At 42.2% G+C, this 21,900-nt stretch carries 16 protein-coding genes, 1 pseudogene and 1 other annotated feature (1 of these 18 only partly in view); of the genes and pseudogenes, 10 read left to right on the top strand and 7 right to left on the bottom strand.

Annotation, left to right across the window (positions count from 1 at the left end; genetic code table 11):
- The first annotated feature begins 348 nt into the window (after positions 1-348).
- From UB32_RS01735 to ytxJ, 5 genes are all read left to right on the top strand, one after another.
- Entirely contained in the window at positions 349-1,947 is a 1,599-nt protein-coding gene (locus UB32_RS01735) for a DNA translocase FtsK (protein ID WP_084221684.1), read from the top strand.
- Between the two features lie 293 nt (positions 1,948-2,240).
- Positions 2,241-3,542, top strand: a complete 1,302-nt coding sequence (murC, locus tag UB32_RS01740; protein ID WP_044390709.1) for a UDP-N-acetylmuramate--L-alanine ligase — start codon at positions 2,241-2,243, stop codon at positions 3,540-3,542.
- A 303-nt stretch (positions 3,543-3,845) separates the two neighbouring features.
- Positions 3,846-4,325 carry a DUF948 domain-containing protein gene (locus UB32_RS01745; RefSeq protein ID WP_044390710.1) on the top strand — a complete coding sequence of 160 codons (480 nt, stop codon included), beginning with the start codon at positions 3,846-3,848 and terminating at the stop codon, positions 4,323-4,325.
- A gap of 18 nt (positions 4,326-4,343) precedes the next feature.
- Entirely contained in the window at positions 4,344-4,826 is a 483-nt protein-coding gene (locus UB32_RS01750; protein WP_044390711.1) for a YtxH domain-containing protein, read from the top strand.
- Positions 4,827-4,925: 99 nt separating this feature from the next.
- Positions 4,926-5,255, top strand: coding sequence for a bacillithiol system redox-active protein YtxJ (ytxJ, locus tag UB32_RS01755; RefSeq protein WP_044390712.1), 330 nt, complete (start codon positions 4,926-4,928; stop codon positions 5,253-5,255).
- 33 nt (positions 5,256-5,288) lie between these two features.
- On the opposite strand, the gene UB32_RS01760 is transcribed toward ytxJ, so the two are convergent.
- Positions 5,289-7,442 (bottom strand): cell division protein FtsA, encoded by a 2,154-nt coding sequence (locus UB32_RS01760; RefSeq protein ID WP_044390713.1) that lies wholly within the window; start codon positions 7,440-7,442, stop codon positions 5,289-5,291.
- Positions 7,443-7,731: 289 nt separating this feature from the next.
- Between UB32_RS01760 and UB32_RS01765 the strand changes: the two genes are divergently transcribed.
- Positions 7,732-8,805, top strand: a complete 1,074-nt coding sequence (locus UB32_RS01765; RefSeq protein WP_241768404.1) for a bifunctional 3-deoxy-7-phosphoheptulonate synthase/chorismate mutase — start codon at positions 7,732-7,734, stop codon at positions 8,803-8,805.
- A 214-nt stretch (positions 8,806-9,019) separates the two neighbouring features.
- Positions 9,020-10,018, top strand: coding sequence for a catabolite control protein A (gene ccpA / locus UB32_RS01770; protein WP_044390714.1), 999 nt, complete (start codon positions 9,020-9,022; stop codon positions 10,016-10,018).
- Positions 10,019-10,317: 299 nt separating this feature from the next.
- Here the strand turns inward: ccpA and UB32_RS01780 are convergent, their stop codons facing one another.
- Entirely contained in the window at positions 10,318-11,091 is a 774-nt protein-coding gene (locus tag UB32_RS01780) for an alpha/beta hydrolase (protein ID WP_044390716.1), read from the bottom strand.
- 491 nt (positions 11,092-11,582) lie between these two features.
- Here UB32_RS01780 and UB32_RS01785 point away from each other — a divergent pair, with 491 nt between their 5' ends.
- Together UB32_RS01785 and UB32_RS01790 are read left to right on the top strand one after the other, a co-directional pair.
- Positions 11,583-12,623, top strand: coding sequence for a Gfo/Idh/MocA family protein (locus tag UB32_RS01785; RefSeq protein ID WP_044390717.1), 1,041 nt, complete (start codon positions 11,583-11,585; stop codon positions 12,621-12,623).
- 48 nt (positions 12,624-12,671) lie between these two features.
- Positions 12,672-13,436 (top strand): sugar phosphate isomerase/epimerase family protein, encoded by a 765-nt coding sequence (locus UB32_RS01790; RefSeq protein ID WP_044390718.1) that lies wholly within the window; start codon positions 12,672-12,674, stop codon positions 13,434-13,436.
- Positions 13,437-13,855: 419 nt separating this feature from the next.
- Here UB32_RS01790 and UB32_RS01795 read toward each other — a convergent pair.
- The 4 genes and pseudogenes from UB32_RS01795 to UB32_RS01810 all read right to left on the bottom strand — a co-directional run.
- Positions 13,856-14,011: pseudogene (locus UB32_RS01795) on the bottom strand (alpha-glucosidase/alpha-galactosidase); the annotation flags it as partial.
- Between the two features lie 238 nt (positions 14,012-14,249).
- Entirely contained in the window at positions 14,250-15,422 is a 1,173-nt protein-coding gene (locus UB32_RS01800; protein WP_044390720.1) for an acetoin utilization protein AcuC, read from the bottom strand.
- On the bottom strand, positions 15,419-16,066 hold the full coding sequence (locus UB32_RS01805; RefSeq protein WP_044390722.1) for an acetoin utilization AcuB family protein: 648 nt from the start codon (positions 16,064-16,066) through the stop codon (positions 15,419-15,421). Before UB32_RS01805 ends, UB32_RS01800 begins: the two co-directional genes overlap by 4 nt.
- Positions 16,067-16,110: 44 nt before the next feature.
- On the bottom strand, positions 16,111-16,743 hold the full coding sequence (locus tag UB32_RS01810; protein WP_044390723.1) for a GNAT family N-acetyltransferase: 633 nt from the start codon (positions 16,741-16,743) through the stop codon (positions 16,111-16,113).
- Positions 16,744-16,964: 221 nt separating this feature from the next.
- Between UB32_RS01810 and acsA the strand changes: the two genes are divergently transcribed.
- Entirely contained in the window at positions 16,965-18,683 is a 1,719-nt protein-coding gene (gene acsA / locus UB32_RS01815; RefSeq protein ID WP_044390725.1) for an acetate--CoA ligase, read from the top strand.
- 113 nt (positions 18,684-18,796) lie between these two features.
- On the opposite strand, the gene UB32_RS01820 is transcribed toward acsA, so the two are convergent.
- Positions 18,797-21,694 carry a transglycosylase domain-containing protein gene (locus UB32_RS01820; protein ID WP_044390727.1) on the bottom strand — a complete coding sequence of 966 codons (2,898 nt, stop codon included), beginning with the start codon at positions 21,692-21,694 and terminating at the stop codon, positions 18,797-18,799.
- Positions 21,695-21,834: 140 nt separating this feature from the next.
- Positions 21,835-21,900: a binding site (T-box leader), on the top strand (it continues 155 nt past the right edge of the window).

Here is a 21,900-nt window from a genome sequence, read left to right on the forward strand (position 1 = left end):
AATCAGGCGGAAATACATGAAGAAACTCCACAAGAGAAGTCAAATCAAGCGGAAATACTGGAAGAACCTCTGCTCGAGAAGCCAAATCAAGCGGAAATACTGGAAGAAGCTCTGTTCGAGAAGCCGATTCAAGCAGAAATGCAAACAGAACTTCCACTCGAGAAACCAAATCAAGCGGAAATGCAGGAAGAAACTCCGCACGAGAAGCCAAATCAGGTGGAAAAACAGGAAAATCTCTATGATGAGTCAACAAACCAATACATAGAGGAGGAGCTTGCACAAAATACAGCGCCGCCTCTCCAACAGAAAGCGGAAGAACCGAAAAGGCAGCTTCCTTTCAATGTTCTCATGCTTAAGCAGGATAAAAGGAAATGGGAAGAGCGCAAAGCGTCAAACTATCCTTCGTTCATGACGGATGACAGAAAAGCTGATGTACAACAGCAGGCGACTGAGGAAAGAAAGGAAGTCCATGAAAAAGCAGAACGAATCGCGGATGATGGTTCTGAAGCCGAACTCGGAGTGGTTTATGATTTCCCGCCGCTAAATCTGTTGAATCCGCCTGTTTTCAAGGCTCCTGACCCGGAATGGATCGCAGAACAGGAAAATTTGCTAAATGAGACTTTAAAGAATTTCAATGTCGGCGCAAAAGTGGTCAACGTGACGCAAGGACCAGCTGTTACTCGATTTGAGGTACAGCCGGAACCTGGGGTGAAAGTCAATAAAATTACCAATCTGTCTGATGATATCAAACTTAGTCTTGCAGCTAAGGATATCCGGATAGAAGCGCCGATTCCTGGTAAGCACACAATCGGGATTGAAGTACCGAACCATTCGAGCCGGCCGGTATTGGTAAGCGAAATTTTACAATCCTCAGCGTTTATGGATCTCGAATCTCCGCTATCGGTGGCTTTAGGTCTTGATATCGCAGGAAATCCTATTGTCACGGACCTGAAAAAAATGCCGCACGGGTTGATTGCCGGTGCAACCGGTTCAGGTAAGAGTGTCTGCATCAATACCATGCTGGTAAGCTTGCTTTATAAAGCGCATCCTGAGGAAGTGAAGCTGCTGCTGATAGATCCAAAAATGGTGGAATTGGCACCATATAACCGGATTCCCCACCTGGTCAGCCCAGTCATCACTGATGTAAAAGCAGCGACAGCCGCGCTCAAGTGGGCAGTGGAGGAGATGGAACGCCGTTATGAGTTGTTTGCACATACAGGTGTCCGTGATATTAGCAGATTCAATGAACTTGCTGAGAAGCATCGCAAGTTTGCTGATAAGCTTCCGTATATCGTCATTGTCATCGATGAGCTGGCCGATTTGATGATGATGGCACCAGGGGATGTCGAAGAGGCGATTTGCCGGATTGCCCAAAAAGCTCGCGCTTGCGGGATTCACTTAATCATTGCGACACAGCGCCCATCCGTTGATGTCATTACAGGCTTAATTAAAGCGAATGTTCCTACAAGAATCGCGTTTTCTGTCTCTTCACAAGTGGACTCCAGAACGATCATTGATATTAGCGGAGCCGAAAAGCTTCTAGGCCGAGGAGATATGCTGTTTCTGGAAAACGGATCATCCAAACCATTCCGTTTGCAGGGCACATATGTAACGGATCAGGAAATTGATGATATCATTGCCTTTGTCAGGGAGCAAAGGGATCCGGATTACTTGTTTGAACAGGATGAACTGCTAATTAAGGCTCAAGTGACGGAAGATGAAGATGAACTTTTTTATGAGGCCTGTGAATTTGTGATCGATCAAGGAGGAGCTTCTACTTCAAGTGTCCAGCGCCGTTTCAAAATCGGTTATAATCGCGCAGCGAGATTGATCGAGATGATGGAGCAGCAAGGGTTCATTTCTGAAGGCAAGGGAAGCAAGCCAAGGGATGTCCTGATTACGGCAACAGACCTTGATTCCCGTCAGGAATCTAGTACATCGAAATAATAAATGGTATGCTTTCATAGCATGTTCTTCATAATAAGAAAATAACTATCCCGAAGTTTCATACACACTCACAAAGGGAAAAAGTACATTTACCGATGATAAATCATCATTTTTTCATTAAAATTGGAACTGTGTTCAGCTAAAGAATGATGGTATAATGATGCAATACATGAGATCGGGTAGATTTGCTTCCGTAAGCTCACGTGGCAATTCTTAAGAAACAGGCCAAATGAGCAAAACAGGATATCTATCATATACTATGTTACATACAGACGTTGTTGGAGGTTCTTTATATGACTATTTACCATTTTGTAGGTATAAAGGGGTCTGGAATGAGTGCGTTAGCTCAAGTTCTCCATGATATGGATTATCAGGTGCAGGGCTCCGATTATGACAAGCACTTTTTTACCCAGGTAGCCCTAGAAAAATCCGGAATAAAGATCCTTCCGTTTCATAAGGAAAATATAAAGCCTGGGATGACCATTATTGCTGGCAATGCTTTTCCAGATACTCACGAAGAAATCCAGGAGGCAATGAAACTGGGACTTCCAATCATCCGATACCACCGGTTTCTTGGTGATTTCTTGCAAAATTTTACGAGCGTGGCAGTTACAGGGGCTCATGGCAAAACATCCACTACCGGCTTGCTTGCGCACGTGATGAAGGGTGCGAAACCAACGTCCTTCCTGATTGGTGATGGAACCGGAAAAGGTGACAAAGATGCTCAATACTTCGTTTTCGAAGCATGCGAGTATCGCCGCCATTTTCTTTCTTATTTTCCAGATTACGCGATCATGACGAATATTGATTTTGACCATCCGGATTACTTCGCCAATATCGAGGATGTTTTCTTGGCTTTCCAGGAGATGGCATGGCAAGTTAAAAAGGGTATTTTTGCATGTGGCGATGATGAACAGCTGCAAAAAATCCAGGCGAAGGTACCGGTTGTATTTTATGGTTTTGGAGACGAAAATGATTTCCAGGCCCGGAATATCATAAAATCGACAAGTGGGACTACCTTTGATGTTTTTGTGCGGAATACATTCTATGATACATTTTCGATTCCGACGTTTGGAGACCATAATGTGCTAAACTCACTTGGAGTAATTTCCTTGTGTCATTATGAAAATATTGATTCAAAGGTGATTCAGGAGCAGCTCGAAACATTTGAAGGAGTAAAAAGGAGATTCTCTGAAAAGAAAGTAGACGACCAAATCATCATTGATGATTATGCTCATCACCCAACCGAAATCACAGCGACAATCGATGCTGCAAAACAGAAGTATCCGGATCGGGAAATTGTTGCTGTTTTTCAGCCACATACGTTTACAAGGACACAGGCATTCCTGAATGAGTTTGCCGAAAGCCTGAACCAGGCAGATAAAGTGTATCTTTGCGAAATTTTTGGCTCAGCTCGTGAGATTCATGGGAAACTGTCCATTACAGATCTGAAACAAAAAATCGGCGGCGCTGAAATCATTACAGAAGATGATACAACCTTGCTGAAACAACATGCCAGCTCAGTCCTCCTGTTCATGGGTGCAGGCGATATTCAAAAATTTCAGGAAGCCTATGAAAAACAATTGCAAGCATAACGAGATACTTATTCTACTAAAAAGGATGCGGCCAATTTGGTCCGCATCCTTTTTAAATGATCGGATAGAGGGTAGGGGATTCACGAGTTTTCCTCTTGTATAGGTGATGATCTTCTCTGTCCAACTATGAAGGGCAACTTCCTGTTCTTAAAAGTAAATCACCCCACTGGAATTTTATCGTGCAGAAAGATATGCTTAGGAGGAAGGAAAAGGGGCTGTCACTATGGAAATGTTAATGGACTAAGTGGTTTATGCCTACATTTGCTGGGTAAAATGTAAATATGCTAACGGAGGTGTTCAACAGTGGTAATTATTTTGTATTTAAGCGTTGCTGTAATTGCAATTGCTTTCTTAGTTTTGGTAGTTTCCTTATCAAAAACTCTAAAATCCTTGCAAACAACTTTAGACAGTGTGTCAGGAACGCTTGAAGGCCTGGAGAAGCAGTTGGATGGTGTGACTCGTGAAACAGCTGAGCTTTTGCACAAAACAAACAATTTGGCCGATGATCTTTCCAGAAAATCGGAGAGCTTAAACGGCGTTATTGATGCGGTGAGGGATGTAGGAAATTCAGTTCAGCGATTTAACCAATCGATCCATAATGTTCAAACAATGGTTGACGTTCAAATTGACAAGAATAAGGATAAGATTTCACAAATTGTGCAGTGGAGCAACGTATTCCTTGAATTGAAGGAGAAGTGGCAGTCCAAAAAAAACTCAAAACTTGAACATCAACTAGAAGGCGAAGAGATCATTGCAAGGAAAAGAGAACGAGTACGGGTATGAAGGAAAGGTGGAGATAGCATGAATAGGGAACAAAGTCAATATGATGGAAATGATTCGATGAGGGAGAATAACAGCAATAACAGCAGCTCCAGAGATTTTATCACCGGTGCAATTGTAGGCGGCCTTGCCGGGGCACTTACTGCATTATTGCTCGCTCCGAAGTCGGGACAAGAGTTAAGAGGAGCACTTAATGAGCAATCGTCTACACTTAAAACCAAGAGTATTGACATTGCTTCTGTCGCAAAGGAAAAGGCAAGCGATCTGAAAGAGACTGTGACACAGCAATCATCTAGTTTGATAAACAAAATAAAGGATAGGAAAGACCAGAGCGGTCAGGCTTCACCCGATTCCAACGAGGAACAGCTGGAGGATGTGCCAACCTCGATGGCAGAGTCAAGTTCGATGGAAATGACGCATACTGCCACCGGTGAGGAACTACAGAAGAAACTGGAAGAAACCCAAAAGGCTTTTGATGAAACGGAAAGCAAATTGAATCAGTAAGTTTGTTTTGTAAACGGTGAAGTGGTAAGATTACTTCACCGTTTATTTTTATTTAGGATATCAAAATGCGATCAGAGTTAAGAAAAAGGAGAGAGTAGGATGCAAAAAATCAGTTCCATTGAAGAATTCGAAAAACTTATCGATTCCGATGAAGCATTTTTCTTGCTGAAGCACAGCAATACTTGTCCCATCAGCGCAGCGGGCTACGAGGAGTTTGCTAAGTACGAGCAAAACAGCAATGATTCATTATATTATTTAATTGTTCAGGATTCCCGCGAGCTATCAAAACATATTGCCGAGAAATTCCATGTTAAGCATGAATCTCCTCAGGCCATTTTATTCAAAAATTCAAATGTCGCTTGGCACGCTTCTCACTATAAAATAACGGCAAAAGCACTTTCTGAGGCAAAAAACGAGAATGTAAAATAAAAAAACATCCGCTACGGATGTTTTTTTTCCTGATTAAAAAACCGGATTTTCAAAAACAATGGTTAGCTTGTCACCAGGTGCAAGGAGATCGTCAAATGCTGATTTTTCGCCGTTTTTCAACAAGGTGAATCTGCGGGTATCTTTCGGAATGTCAATCTTGGCATAATTAAAAACATCCTGGAATAGGAATGACTGCATTTCTTTTGGTTTTGATGTAATCTTGTCTTCATGATAGATTTGTTCGTCCATTTTGATCTTGATACTCTCCCTGAAAAAGTCGATTACTTCGTGCTCAAGCCGGATTTGCTTTCCGTTGAAGAATATCGGCATCGTTTCTGTCGCCTGGATACCAAGTAGTTCCACAAGCCTTTTGAGTGTAGGTTCTGCTCCCTGTTCAAAACGAATCATATCAAGATGGTTAAATTGGTAATCGAGGCTGGCTGGCATATTATTTACGTATATTTTCCCTGAAAACTCTGTTACCTGTTGTTCCTTCCCATCCATTTTAATAGAAAACGGTCTTATATTCATAAGAATTTCTGCTTGATTGAGCTCCTTCAGTACTTCCTCCAGCGTAGTAGCTATTTCAAATTTGATATCGTCTCTATCTGCTACTTGTTGTGTAATTGGGACACGAAGGCCATTGCAGGTCCATTTCGAACGAATTTCATACTTCTGTTCATCGATGATAATGGTTTTGGCAGGAGGCTCTCCAATCAAATCCTCGAGTGTCCATTCTGTTCTGACTCCGTCCGCACCCTTAACGACCGTCAGCTGATCGCCTCCGTTCACTCGATCATCGAAGCCACAAGGTGCACCATTTTTTAGCAGTACAGGGGGCTGTCCATGCTTTCCTGGTATTGTGACATTCTTGCCATTCAGGCTGACAATCATCGCCAGCCCAGGTTTGCCGTAGAGTTTATTCATTTTAATCCCAGCGGCCAGCAGGCAGTCGCCAACCGTCAATTTATTCACCTCAAAAAGCCTTACAGGTTGTTCATTTACGTATACGGTATGATACTGAACTGGGGATTGTTTTGCGGCAATTGCAATTCCAATTGGCGTAACAAGTTCCGGTCCCTTCGTTATATGGCTCGCAAAGGAAACCGATGTGATTGCATCAAGGCCGCGGATCGCAACTCGGTTATCTGGCAGATTCAGCTTGGTGGCCAGCCTTCTATTTAAATCAGGCGTAAGACTGCCGCCACCGACAAGCATGACTGCTTTTGGCGATTTCCCGTTGTTCAAACGTAATATTTCATCTCCGATCGTGTCTGCCAAGGTGTTTATCGCCGGGGTGATCCTTGCGATTGCCTCCTCCTTGCTGACAACTGTCTCAAAGCCTAGTATGTCGGTAATCGCAATGGTTTCTTTTTCAATCAGCTCCCGCTTTGCTTTTTCAGCAAGAGGGAAGTCGAGTAGGAATTCATCGCTGACAGCTTCCGTAATTTCGTCGCCGGCAACTGGCACCATACCATATGCAATCACCGTTCCTGATTCCGTGAGTGCGATATCGGATGTTCCAGCACCGATATCAACAAGGGCAACGTTCAATCTTCTCATGGAAGTTGGAATCAATACATTGATTGCCGCAATCGGTTCGAGTGTCAAAGCGTCCATTTCCAGACCAGCCCGGTCCAAGGCGGCAAGCAGTGATTCCACGACCACTTTTGGAAGAAAGGTTGCAATGATTTCAGCGGATGCCTCGGAGCCTCGTTGATCAATTAGGCTACCAATGACTTCCCCATCAAGCTGGTAATAAAGTACAGAATATCCGACACAATAATAATGAGGATTCATCGCCTTGCTTTTTTCCCCAGCAACGACAGCTTGTGCAAGCTGGACAGCACTTAGTTCAAGATGAAGGATATCTTGACTGGATAACATCGGATTGCCGGAAATATCTACGGCTGCTTTGGACCGTTCTGTTTTAAGGGCACGTCCAGCTGCAGCTACACAAACCTTTGTTAACGGACCATGTACAGCTTCCAATTCTTCTTTTATTTCAGAAATGATTTCTGATACGGAGAGCACGTCGTGGATCTGGCCATCCAGCATCGCACGATCCTTATGTTCACGAATGATGATTTCGATTGCTTCAAAATGTCCATCGGTTTCTTCGAGGATAATTCCAACAACGGAACGCGTCCCAATATCTAAAGCAAACAGCTTATTTTTACCACTCAAATTTTTGCACCCTCTACCTTAAAGTTTCATATGATGCTTTATCACTTAAAAGCGTTTAATTATTAAAGAAAAACACGTGACAACCATTTCTTTTTCGGATATAATTACCTTTATTAAATTGTACAGCTTAAACGTCAGATAATCGAGGCCTTAAATGTATATGCCTCTTACTATTATCGGATTTTTGATGCCTTTGCTTTAGGGCGTTGAGTAGTAGAAGTCTGGTTTTCTTTGCTTGATGATTCTTATCGTAAGGGCTAAAATGAATTTCGAAAGGACGGGACAGAAAATGACAAAAAATCTTGACCAGCTTAGAAATCGAGTAGATGAATTAAATTTACAGCTTCTCTCATTAATTAATGAAAGAGCCCTGCTCGTCCAAGAAATTGGCCGTGCAAAAGAAACCCAAGGTGTCTACCGCTATGATCCTGTTCGCGAACGAGAAATGCTTGATTTGATGAAGGAAAGCAATAATGGTCCTTTTGAAAATTCAACGATCGAACACATTTTCAAAGAAATTTTCAAAGCGGGCCTAGAACTTCAGGCTGATGATCACCGCAAGGCTCTTCTTGTTTCCAGGAAGAAAAAGCCTGAGGATACAATCATTGATGTGAAAGGTTTGAAAATTGGCGATGGCATCCCGGACTTTGTTTTCGGTCCATGTTCAGTTGAGTCCTACGAACAAGTAGCGATAGTGGCGGAAGCGGTAAAAGCGAAAGGCTTCAAATTGCTGCGCGGCGGCGCTTTTAAACCAAGGACATCTCCTTATGATTTCCAAGGATTAGGTGTCGAAGGGCTGAAGATTTTAAAAAGGGTTGCAGATGAATACGATCTTGCTGTTATCAGTGAAATCGTATCTCCTGCTGATATCGAAATGGCCGTAGACTATCTGGATGTCATTCAGATCGGAGCCCGCAATATGCAAAACTTTGAACTTCTCAAAGCAGCAGGGGCAGTCAATAAGCCTATTTTGTTAAAGCGTGGGCTTTCGGCTACGATTGAGGAATTTATCAATGCGGCGGAATACATCATGGCACAAGGGAACGGCCAGATCATCCTGTGTGAGCGCGGAATCCGGACATATGAAAAAGCTACCCGGAATACGCTTGATATTTCTGCGGTGCCAATTCTGAAAAAGGAAACACATTTGCCGGTTATGGTCGATGTTACTCACTCAACAGGCAGAAGAGATTTATTGCTGCCTGCTGCAAGAGCTGCCCTAGCAATTGGAGCAGATGGCGTCATGGCAGAGGTGCATCCAGATCCAGCAGTCGCTTTATCTGACAATGCTCAACAGATGGATCTTAAACAGTTTGATGAATTTTTAGAGGGATTAAAATCCACTCCATTCGTAAGAATCTAAAGTTAAAAACCTTCCTTTATTCAGGAAGGTTTTTTTTGTGAGAAAAATAGTTAAAAATAAGATATTGAGATTGCGGGATTGTTGTTGATAGCGTATCATTAATAACATGATAAAACTTGTACAAATAATCACAAACTTAAAAGATGATTATTGTTTCAATTTTTGCTGCAAACTAAGTGAAAAGTGCCGTTTATTAGCTGAAGGAGTGAAATAGATGAATATTACAATATATGATGTTGCCCGGGAAGCGAACGTGTCAATGGCAACGGTTTCACGTGTTGTAAATGGAAACCCGAATGTAAAACCAGCAACAAGAAAGAAAGTGGTTGAGGTTATTGACCGTCTCGGTTATCGCCCGAATGCAGTTGCCCGCGGTCTGGCTAGCAAAAAGACGACTACTGTCGGCGTCATCATTCCCGATATTGCAAACCCGTTTTTTGCGGAGTTGGCCAGGGGGATTGAAGATATTGCTACTATGTATAAATACAATATTATCTTGAGCAATTCTGATCAAAATATGGAAAAAGAATTACACCTTTTAAACACGATGCTTGGAAAGCAAGTGGACGGACTTGTTTTTATGGGCGGCAATATTAGAGCTGAACATGTAGCGGAATTCAAAAAGTCCCCTGCCCCAATCGTCCTTGCAGGCTCCATCGAGGAATCAGGAGAAATACCATCTGTTAATATCGATTATGAACAGGCCATATACGATGCAGTTTCTACTTTTGCAAAAAAAAGCCATAAAGCAATTGGATTTGTTATTGGGCCAATGCTGGAGCCAATCAACAAGGAAAAAAAGCTTAAAGGATATAAGCGCGCATTAGAAGATGCAGGAATTCCGTACAACGAAGAGCTTGTTGTTGAAGGAGATTATACGTATGATTCAGGTCTCGAAGCAATTGAAAGAATCCTCGAGCTCGACAATAAGCCAACAGCAATCGTTGTTGGATCAGATGAAATGGCACTTGGAGTGATCCATGGTGCTTTTGACCGTGGCTATAGCGTTCCAGAAGATTTCGAAGTAATTGCTTCTGATAACACAAGATTGACGCTAATGGTACGCCCGCAGCTTACAACAATTGTCCAGCCTTTATACGATATCGGAGCAGTTGCCATGCGTTTATTGACGAAATACATGAATAAAGAAAAAGTGGAGGAGAATATTGTCGTCCTGCCACACCGGATCGAGTACAGAGATTCCACAAAATGATTTATCAGCCCCCTTGCAGCATTGCAAGGGGGCTTTTTATATGGATTAGAACCCCTGGCTATGGTTTAATTTTTATGTATAGAGAAGAATTCTATCCGCTACAAACATATATTCAACAAATGGTTTCGAATAACTTTAAGTTAGAATATCAATTTGAATCTCCGTTTACAGCTTGGGATGAAAATGGTAGGGAGGCCCATTGACGTAACCGTGAGCCAGGTCAACCATTTTTCACTGTGTTCAACCCTATGTTTACACACGAAAGCGGTATGTGGGGAGTATGATTAGAAAAAACTAAATTAATTTTTTAAAGGTAACCATGACAAAACATCTTGTATCATTTTATCCCAATATCCCCATTCGTGTTCACCTGTATTAAACTTTGTAGTCAAATCAAAGTTTGTTTTCTCACAGAACTCTTTAAATCGAATATTATCTTCATATAAAAAATCCTCTGTGCCACACGCCTGATAAAGCATTGGCTTTTGTTCACTTTGATGTAACTTTTCTACAAGTGAAAATAAATCATGTTCTGTTCTCGATACATCCTGATTACCAAAAACTAAACGTAAGGTATCTGTTCTTTCTTGTCTGTTGATGTGTTGTACTATATCCAATACCCCTGATAAACTAGCTGCTGCTCTAAACTGGTTTGGAAGGTTCAATGCCCATTTGAAAGCTCCATATCCACCCATGGACAATCCTGCAACAAAGTTATCGTCTCTTTTATCGGACAATGGGAAAAATGACTTGGCTACAAATGGTAATTCTTCTGTTAGGAACGTCCAATATTTATTTCCATATTGCATATCTGTATAAAAACTTCGATGTACTTGTGGCATTACGACAGCCAATCCAAGAGGAGCAACATACCTTTCAATCGATGTTCTTCTCGTCCAAATGGTATCATCATCGCTCAGGCCGTGAAGAAGATATAGTGTTTGATGCTTATTGGTAGCTGATATTGTATTTTGCATCCCAATTTGCGTATTAGTTTGTTGAGGTAATATCACAGTCATTGAAGTACTTAACTTTAGTACATCTGAATAAAAATCACATTTGATTAGAGCCATTCCTAAACCTCCCTTTTATAAATAATTAGATTTATGATTGACGGGTTTTATTGCTAAACTGTGATCAACCACAAAAATAGGTAAAATCGAAGAAGCCATTGATATCCCCCTCAATATTGTTTTCTTAATAGTACGTTAAATATATGATAATAGGAATAACAAAATGTTATCTTTATTTTGTCATTTTGTTAGGTGTATTGGGATATGTAAACAATAGAGTTTGGAAGTGATTAAGCTATGCGGGAATAGGAAATGGGGTTTTCTAAACGTTATTATTTACCTTCTTCTAATGTATTGACAACGTATTCATATATTGTATAATGAACCCGAATTGAAATCGATTTCATTATTGAGTTGGATTTTTGTCCTGTAGCAGTAATCAAAGTCCTTAGAAAAGCAAATGCATTTACCACTTCCATGCGAAAGACTGTATATTGATCAAAAACTATTAATATATTTTAAAGGAAGGTAAATAGGAGAGGATGATAGGCATGAGCAAGCTTAGAATTGGAATTATTGGTGCAGGTGGTATTGCCACTGGAGCACATATTCCTAATTATAAGAAACAGGGTGACAAAGCAGAAATAGTAGCTATTGCAGATGTTGCATTAGAGCGAGCGAAAGAGGTTGCTGAAAAACATGATATTCCTCAATTCTTCGGTTCGTATCAAGAAATGTTAGATAAGGTAGAATTAGATGCTGTCAGTATTTGTGTCCCAAATAAATTTCACGCTGAAGCAGCAATAACAGCACTAGAAGCAGGATGCCATGTATTGTGCGAAAAGCCACCAGCGATGACAGTAGAAGAAGCGGAACAGATGCAGAATGCTGCTGAAAAAGCCGGGAAATTTTTAACTTATGGATTTCATTATCGATATCAACCGAATGTTTCTGCTGCTAAAAGATTTATAGATGGTGGCGAATTTGGAGATATTTATTCCGCAAGAGTGCAAGCTATTCGTCGAAGAGGGATTCCTGGATGGGGTGTTTTCACTAATAAAGAATTACAAGGTGGAGGACCTTTAATAGATATTGGTATCCATATGCTAGATACTGCATTATTCTTAATGGGCTATCCAGAGCCTGAAGTTGTATTAGGAAAGACACACCAACGTATTGGAAATAGACAAGGCGTGGGACTACTAGGCGAATGGGATTGGGAAAATTACACGGTAGAAGATATGACTGTTGGAATGATTATATTTAAAAATGGTGCATCCTTAGTTTTAGAAACAGCATTCGCTGCAAACGTAGAGAATAGGGATACAATGCAAGTTTCTCTTATGGGAAATAAGGGAGGCGCAGATATTTTTCCATTGAAAATGTATCAAGAAAAACATGATACGTTAATAGATGTTACACCAGTTTTCCTACCGGAAGTTGGAGGACATGAACGTGAAATTCAAATGTTCGTAGATTCCTGTTTGAATGGTGCTCAGCCTTTGAGTACTCCACAACAAGGTACAATCATTCAAAAAATAGTAGAAGCTCTTTATAAATCAGCTGAAACAGGTAAAGCAGTCCAATTTTAATAGCTAGGTGGACACAGAAAAGTAGTCTACCTTTGAAAAGGAGTAACCATGGGAAAAATAGGAATTCAATTGTATTCTGTACGAGATAAAACCAAAGATAATTTTCTTGACACGATTCGTGAATTGGGAAAGATGGGTTATGAGGGAGTTCAGTTTGCTGGCTTTTTTGGAACGCCAGCAAACAAGTTAAAAAAAGTAATGGATGAATCTGGTGTTCGGAACGCAGGAAGCCATATGCAATACATTACATTACTTGGTGAAGAATTAAAAGAAACGCTAGAATATAATCATGTTATTGGAAATGATCTAATCATCTGCCCGGCCTTACCAACTGAATTGAGAGAAAGCGTAGATTCTTATAAGAAAGCTGCAGATACATTAAATGAAGTTGGTCGTAAATGTGTTGAACAAGGTTTTCGATTTGCTTATCATAATCACAATTTTGAATTCTATGATTTGGGTGATGGCCAACGTGGTTTTGATATTCTGTTTGATAACACGGACATAAACCATATGAAAATGGAATTAGACTGTTACTGGGCTACACACGGTGGATTTGACCCAGTTGAAATTATTAAGCACAATAAGGATCGTGTTGTTTCCTTGCATATTAAAGATATGGCAAGAGTAAACGGTGAAAAACGAACAATTGAAATTGGGGAAGGGGAATTAGATTTCCCAGAACTGTTAAGAGTTGGTGAAGATTATGGTGTGGAATGGTTTACTGTGGAGCAAGAGCACTTTGATAGAGACACTCTCGAAAGTTCACGAATTAATGTAAAAAACTTAAAAGAAATAATGGTAAAGATCTAAAGAACATTTGCCTTCCCACACCATATTCAAAAGAGGCGACTACTGGCCTATTAAATTGTTTTTCAACATTTTAAAAAACTAAGAGCCAAAAAATAGAGACCTCTTTAGAGTTAGAGAGTGAATGTAGTGTAGGCCGGAAAGTTAACACCTGCATTCCCGAAATTTGTAACGAGAATTCGTTGTGAAAGCCTTTATTTACAATGTTTATAACGTTTTTTCTTAATAATAACTCGTTATATATAACTGATTTTGTAACGTGGCAATGTCCTTTGTTTTCAAGGGTTTTGAAGGTCCTCGTTATACAATCCGGGAATCTAGGTTAACAGTGAGCGGTCGGTAAGGAAGGCTTTCATCCGCAGAGAAAACCACCAGTTTACACTGGTGGTTTTGATTTTTTTGATTTACTTATACTTCGGCAATCAATCCCCATGTGCTTCTATCAAGTCATCACATAAGGATACAATATCATCAATGGATAATTCAGCAGATGTATGTGGATCAAGCATGGCTGCATGATAAATATGTTCTTTTTTCTTCGTCATGGCTGCTTCAATAGTAAGTAACCGCATATTAATAGTATTTACTTTGTAGCCGATAATAAACAGCAACCAGCAGATCCGAGTCAAGACCGAAGTGAAGTCCTAGATTAATTACCAGGTACAGGGAATTGGTCCATAAAAAATCGTTTACCTGTATTTTTCTTCTTATGTATGTTCCGTAGGAGGAGCGATGACATGATAAAGCACACCCTTAAAACTAAGAGGGTGTGCTTTTGGCATCTATTATCGTGAAGAACAATATCTGTTTTGTTTATTATATAGTTTCCTGTTTCTTATCCGAGCGGATTGGATACAATGCCTTTTCAACTGTCTGGGCGTTTTTTTCGGTAATTTCTGGCTTTCGCGGAATTGGTGGGTATAAATCTTCTGGATCATCCCACTCAATCGGCAATTCAACAGGTGCCTGATCTTTCCACTTATCGATCCATTCCTGGGGTAAACTTCCATAACAGTTTGAGTTTTCAATCATTTCAAGCCAAATCAGGGACCAGGCTCTTGGGACCACGCGCCAGATGTCATAGCCGCCGCCGCCAACCGCTATCCATTTGCCGTCGCAATATTTATGGGCAATTTCATGAGCGAGCTTGGGAATTTCACGATAAGTCTTCATTGTTGCCGACAGATGGGTCAATGGGTCAAGATAGTGGGCATCCACACCATTTTGCGTCAGAATAACATCCGGCTTGAAGAATTCGACTACTTCAATCAGTGATGTTCGATAGGCATCGATCCATGAGTCATCCTCTGTGAAGGCATCGACAGGAATATTGAAAGAATACCCGTAGCCTTTCCCTTGTCCGCGTTCATTTACATTCCCTGTGCCGGGGAAAAGATACCTGCCGGTTTCATGGATCGATAATGTGCAAACATTTGGGTCATCATAGAAGGACCATTGTACACCATCGCCATGATGGGCGTCGGTATCAACATACAATACGCGTGCATGATATTTTTCCTGCAGATATTTGATTGCAACAGAACTGTCATTGTAAATACAGAAGCCGGAAGCCTTGCCGCGAAAACCATGATGCAAGCCTCCGCCTAAATGTAATGCATGGTCCGCTTTCCCCTTCATGACATAATCAACGGCGGTCAACGTGCCACCAACAAGCAAAGCGCTTGCTTCATGCATATTGGCGAAAATTGGGGTGTCCTCCGTTCCAAGCCCATATCCTTGTGCGATTTCCTCTGTAAGCTTTCCCTGGCCAGCTAGCTTAACAGCGTTTACAAAATTCGGGTCATGGACAAGGTGAAGCTCTTCATCCGTGGCCATCCGCGGCGCAACAATCTGACTGTCTACCATAGCGCCAAATTTACGCAATAAATCAAGCGTTAATTTTAACCGCATCTGATTAAACGGATGGTCGCTGCTGAATCGATAGTTCAGCAGCTCATCGGAAAAGATAAACACAGAGCGATCGCTCATGATGAAACACCTGGGAGATTCGGCCAGAGTACTTGATGCCCCGCTTTTTTCAGATCCTCGATTACTGCGATTGGATTCATCGTCTGGATCCTGACAACGAGGATTTTGTACCGCTCATCTTTTGGGTCTGAGTATACTAGGACGCTTTGGATATTTGCCTTCCGGATGCTAATAACAGATGCTACTTCACAAAGCATACCTGCTTTGTTTGGAACCCTTACTTCAATTTGAGAGCCGGGCTGGTTGGCACCGGTCAGCTCCACAAGCGTGTGCAAAAGATCTGTCTCTGTTACGATTCCCACCAGCTTTCGGTCCTTGATGATCGGAAGACAGCTGATATTATGTTCATAAAACACGGCTGCAATTTCTTCGATAAAATCCAAAGGATGTCCAGTGATCACCTTTGTAGTCATAATCGATTTTATGGGATTGTCAAGTTCCCCCTTATGGTCATCCAAATGGAAAATCGAAGGGGCAGCATCCTTGATGTCGCGGTCAGAAACAAGCCCGATCACTCCGTAGTCGTTATTCACAATCGGGATATGCCGAATTTTCTTCTCCGTCATCAGTTTGATCGCGGCCGCGATCGTATCTTCAGGAAACAGTGTCGTAACGTTCTGCTTCATAATTTCCTCGACAATCATACTTTCTCCTCCTTAACCGATGAGGTATTCTTCTAACTGAATGATTAATACATAAAACGATTCATGAAGCGCAGCTGATCGAATTTCTGCACAGATTCAGGCGGAATCCTTTTTCCAATTCGCGCCATCAGGCAGTTAGCTGGGTGGGAGCTGATTTCTGGATCATCTGTCGCATACCAGACAAGCCCGCCGGCACTCATCATTTTCTCCATGACTTTTCGATATTCCCATACGTTGAGTCCCGTTCCTTTCAGGTCCCAGTGCCAATAATATTCAGTCGTGATAATGATATAATCATCCATCGCATCATCCATCATGGATACAATCAGCAAATTCTTGCCAACGGAACTTCCGCGATATTCTGGGATGACTTCGATTGCACCAAGTTCGATTAAATCTTCCATTTTCCCCTCAGACCACCTCTCAAGCGGGTCTGGATAAAGATACGTAACATAGCCGACGATCATATGGTCGGAGCGAGCCACAATGATCCGTCCTTCCGGCAAACCGGCAATTTCAACCAATGCCTTATGCTGCTGGGCTGGAGGACGGAAAGCCACCAAATCTTCATGGAATGCATAGCTTGCCAGTTTTTCAGGAGAAATCGGGCCTTCAATGATTAAACGGCCATGGGGAGTCTTTAATTCTTTCGCATTATAAGTCTTTTTATGTTCCATTCAGTCACCACCCGTCAACAATTAAAACGATAATTCTATTATACATAAAATTTAGTAATTAAAAGCGCTTTCACAAAATTTTCTGGATTTGCTGGGAACTTTTATTCAAGCGCAGCTTAAAAATCTAGCTATAGTTTTTCTAATAATATTTTAAAAATTGAGAAAATCAATTTTTTATACTATAATGGTTTTTAAATACAAAAGCCAAAGGGGATGGATACATGAAAGTGGAAGCGCTACCAGTTGTGCAAGGGAATCATAACTTAAAAAATTATGACGAGCTTCAGGGGCAATTTGATTGGAGTGAAGCTGAAAAAGAGTTTTCCTGGTCTAAGACAGGAAGAGTTAATATTGCATATGAAGCAATTGATCGTCATGCGGAAGGATTCAGAAAAAATAAAATTGCGCTTTATTACCAGGATGGGGTCCGCAAGGAAAAGTATACCTTCAAGGAAATGAAGGAGCTTTCTAATAAAGCGGGTAATGTCTTCAAAACATACGCGGATGTGGAAAAAGGGGACCGCGTATTTATCTTCATGCCTCGTTCTCCTGAACTGTATTTTGCAGTTCTTGGGGCGATAAAACTGGGGGCAATCGTTGGCCCGTTATTTGAAGCGTTCATGGAAGGAGCTGTCCGGGACAGGCTTCAAGACAGTGGCGCAAAGGTTTTGGTGACGACACCTGAGCTGCTGGAGCGCGTACCGGTCGAAGATCTGCCAGATTTAAAGCATATCCTGCTTGTTGGAGATAATGTAGAAGTGAATGATCGGTATATTGATTTTAAACAAAAACTTTCGGAAGCGAGCAAAATACTGGATATTGAATGGGTGGACCGTAAGGATGGACTGATTTTACATTATACTTCCGGCTCAACCGGAAAGCCAAAGGGTGTCCTGCACGTCCATAATGCGATGATCCAGCATTACCAGACAGCGAAATGGGTACTAGACCTAAAAGAAGAGGATGTCTACTGGTGTACAGCGGATCCTGGCTGGGTAACAGGGACTTCATATGGAATCTTCGGACCATGGCTTATGGGAACTTCTAATGTGATCATTGGCGGACGTTTCAATCCGGAAACGTGGTATAAGATGATTGAAGAGTATGGGGTGTCTGTCTGGTATAGTGCTCCGACGGCGTTCAGGATGCTGATGGGTGCGGGTGATGAGATAGTGAAGAAATTCGATCTTAGCAGTCTTCGCCATATCCTCAGTGTCGGCGAACCGCTGAATCCTGAGGTAGTCAGATGGGGAATGAAGGTGTTCAATCTGCGCATCCATGATACTTGGTGGATGACGGAAACTGGTGCACAGCTGATCTGTAACTACCCAAGCATGGAAATCAAGCCTGGGTCAATGGGCAAACCAATCCCGGGTGTGCAGGCGGCAATCGTGGATGATCAGGGAAAGGAATTGCCTCCATACAGAATGGGCAATCTCGCAATCAAAAAAGGCTGGCCATCGATGATGCACACAATCTGGAACAACCCGCAGAAGTATGAATCTTATTTCATGCCGGGTGACTGGTATGTTTCCGGTGACTCAGCGTACATGGATGAAGATGGTTATTTCTGGTTCCAGGGACGGATTGATGATGTCATCATGACATCCGGTGAGCGTGTTGGTCCATTTGAAGTAGAAAGCAAGCTTGTTGAACATCCAGCTGTGGCGGAAGCAGGTGTCATTGGCAAGCCTGACCCAGTGCGCGGAGAAATCATTAAGGCGTTCATCGCATTGCGTGACGGTTATGAGCAATCGGATGAACTGATCGAGGAAATCCGTCTATTTGTAAAAAAAGGGCTTGCAGCACATGCAGCGCCTCGCGAAATCGAATTTCGCGATAAGCTCCCGAAAACACGAAGCAGTAAAATTATGCGCCGCGTGTTGAAGGCATGGGAGCTGGACCTACCAACCGGCGATCTTTCTACTATGGAAGATTAATTGATTGGAAATGAGTAAAAAAAGCAGTCCAATTCACCATCGAATTGGGCTGCTTTTTGTTGCCTACATTCTATTTGTCTTAGCGATTGTTTTCTGTATGGATATCGTGGTGGTTAGTTCCCTGTGCTGTCTCCCGTTCCATTCCCATTGCCGCCTCCATCTCCAGGGGGCTTAGGATCATCTGGTTTAGGATCGGTCGGAGGTGGGTCTTTCGGTTTTGGATCCTTTGGCTTGTCATCCTTTGGAGGATCCTTTGGTACTGGTTTTTTGCCAATTTCAATACTATTCGATGGCGCCGATTCTTTTCCGGCAATGTCGACTGCTGTTACAAAGAAAGAGCCGTCTCCCGCATGGAAACTTAAGGAATCTCCCGCTTTGACACTGCCAACTTTTTTCTTATTGTTGTAGACGCGGTAGCCGACAATATCGTTTTCAGGGTGTTTGCCCCAGGAAATCGTTTTTCCGGAAAGCTGGATTCCAAGTGCAGCTGGAGTTTTGCCATTTTCACTTAGCTTATCATTCGCAACTAATATATTGTTCCAAGCATCCTTTTTAGGGATCAGCTGCTGTGGATTTCCGATCTTATGGCCAATGTAGTTTTCCATATATTCTGGGTTCAAAATGACACCCGTGTCCGTAAATTCTGCTGGTGTGGAATCTAGGGCAATATAGCGCTTGTCCCCGACAGTAACGAATTTATTTTCAACCAGGCTGTCATCCACCTTTGTCGGTGCGTATTTCGCTATGAAATAGTCTGACTCCACAAGGCCTGCTTTCGAACAAGCGCTTGAAGGAAGCAAACCGGAAACGGCGCAATAGGAGCGCTTGACAATACCCCCAGGCATCTTGAAGCGTTCTTCCGGATCGACTAGCTTAGGGTTGACATCATAGGCCGCATTCATCAAGTCAGCCCAAATATATTGAGTACGCACGCCATAAGAAAGTCCTTTATACGTTCTTTCGAGTGCTTTAGGTGTGTCATATCCAAGCCAGACCCCGAAGGAGACATTTGGATTGGTTGCTACGAACCATGAATCAATGTATTCATGTCCAGTACCTGTTTTGCCAGCCCAGTCAGAAGCAAATTTCAATCTTCCTTTTACAGCAGTGGCCGTACCGCGGTTGATGACGTCCCGCATCATATCGATGGTCAAGTATGATGTCTGCGGACTGAAAACATCCACTGGTTCCGCTTTGTGCTGGAAGACGACTTCGCCATTTTTGTCGACGATTTTATCAATCATATAAGCATCGATGAATTTCCCATTATTAGCGAATGTACCGAATGCATTCGTATTTTCTTCGACAGTAACACCGCCTTGAAGGGAACCAATAGCAGTCGATAGGTTGGTATAGTCGTCAGGCTGCAAATTGGAGAAGCCCATCTTATCCAGGAAATTAGCGGGTCTCTGATTAATAATGCTCTTATAGGCTAGGACAGCTGGTACATTGTAAGACTTTGTCAAAGCATGTCTGGCAGAGGTCAAACCGCTGTAGCGCATATCATAGTTATTTGGCCACGGTTTGCCTTTTCCGTTTAAAAACACTTGAACGTCTGGCAAAACCGATCCAGGATGCAATTTCCCGAGCTCCATTGCTGGCGCATACACGAGCAGCGGCTTCATTGTCGATCCGTTCTGTCGTGGAGCTCTTGTAGCATGGTTCGTCTGCTCTCGTTTGAAATTTCGGCCGCCGACAAAGCTGATGATTTTGCCAGTTTTGTTTTCAATCAGTGTAGCGCCGATTTCCACAGGTTCTTTCACGACAATCGTTTTGTCCGGATCGTCAGGATCGGGTACTTCCTGTGGCTTTTCGCTACCATAGTACTTGTAGTTTTGGGCAGTTGCCTGCATTCTTTCATAAATGTCTTTATTGATAGTTGTATGGATCTTATAGCCGTTTTGACGAAGATCACGGTTGGCTAATGCCTTATATTCAGCCAGCAAATTATCATCTTTTTTTAAGTCCTCTGCTTCGTAGCCGTCACGTTCAGCCAATAGATTAGCCAGTATATCAATGGACTGCTTCTCGATTTCAAACGTCAGAAATGGATATTCCTCCACTGTATTATCACTCGGAACCTCTTTTACGAAATCCTTCGTAATATCGTAGTTGATCGCATCTTTAAAATCCGTGTCCGAAATGAAGCCTGCACCATGCATCCTTGTAATGACAGTCTTGTATCTCGACAGGCCAGGTTCGAGTCCTGCAGGATCCTTTAGCTTACCTTGATCGCTGCTGAATGGCGTATAGCCAAAAGGACTTTGGGGCAGTCCAGCGATAAACGCTGCCTGAGGCAGTGTCAGGTCTTTTGCTTCTTTTCCGAAAATCCCCTTAGAAGCTGCTTGGACACCGGCGATGTTGCTGCCATTTGCATTGCGGCCAAATGTAGCAACATTCAGGTACGCTTCAAGAATTTCTTTTTTATCAAAGAATTGTTCGAGTCGAAGAGCGAGAAGAATTTCTTTTGCTTTTCGTTCAAAGGATACTTCATTCGTTAGAATCTGATTTTTGATGAGCTGTTGTGTCAGTGTGCTTCCTCCTGAGGATGTCGACGAGTTTGTGACCTCCTGGAAAAGCGCCCGCATGATTGCTTTCGGAACGACACCATCATGCTCATAAAAATATTCATCTTCCGTTGCGACGACTGCGTCGATCAAATGCTTCGACACATCATCAAGCTTTACTTCCTCGCGGTAGAGGTCGGTTCTAAGCTTGCCAAGGTAAACATCATTATCAAAGTATAAATCTGACGTTTCTTCATAGTTGTAAATATCTCTTTTCATCTTTTCATATGGCCGGATGGGTTCGTCTTTGACAAGGGATGCAAAATACCCAGCCCCTGTTCCTGCAGCGAAGCCCCCGCCGATGACTAGAACTATTATCAATAAAAGCAAAATGTTCCAGATAACCGAGTAAGTAATCCGGGCTCCTTTTACGGTCTTTTTATTCGTAAAAAAAGCACCAAAGGATTTAAGCTTCTCTTTCCAAGCCTGTTTTCCTTCATGCATTCTATCAATCCCCCTAAAATCACATACATTATAGCATAATCAAGCTGTCGAATAGACGGTAATCTTCATTTTTCTGAAAATTTGTGTCGAATTTGACAACATCTATCGCTTTGTGGTAAAAATGCATTATTAACTTTATAGGAAAAGCTTTGAAGGGAATGAGTAGTACTTCTGTCACTGTTCCAGAAAGTCGGCGGTTGCTGTGA

The organism is Mesobacillus subterraneus, assembly GCF_000934845.1.
GTDB classification, from domain to species: Bacteria; Bacillota; Bacilli; order Bacillales; family Cytobacillaceae; genus Mesobacillus; species Mesobacillus stamsii.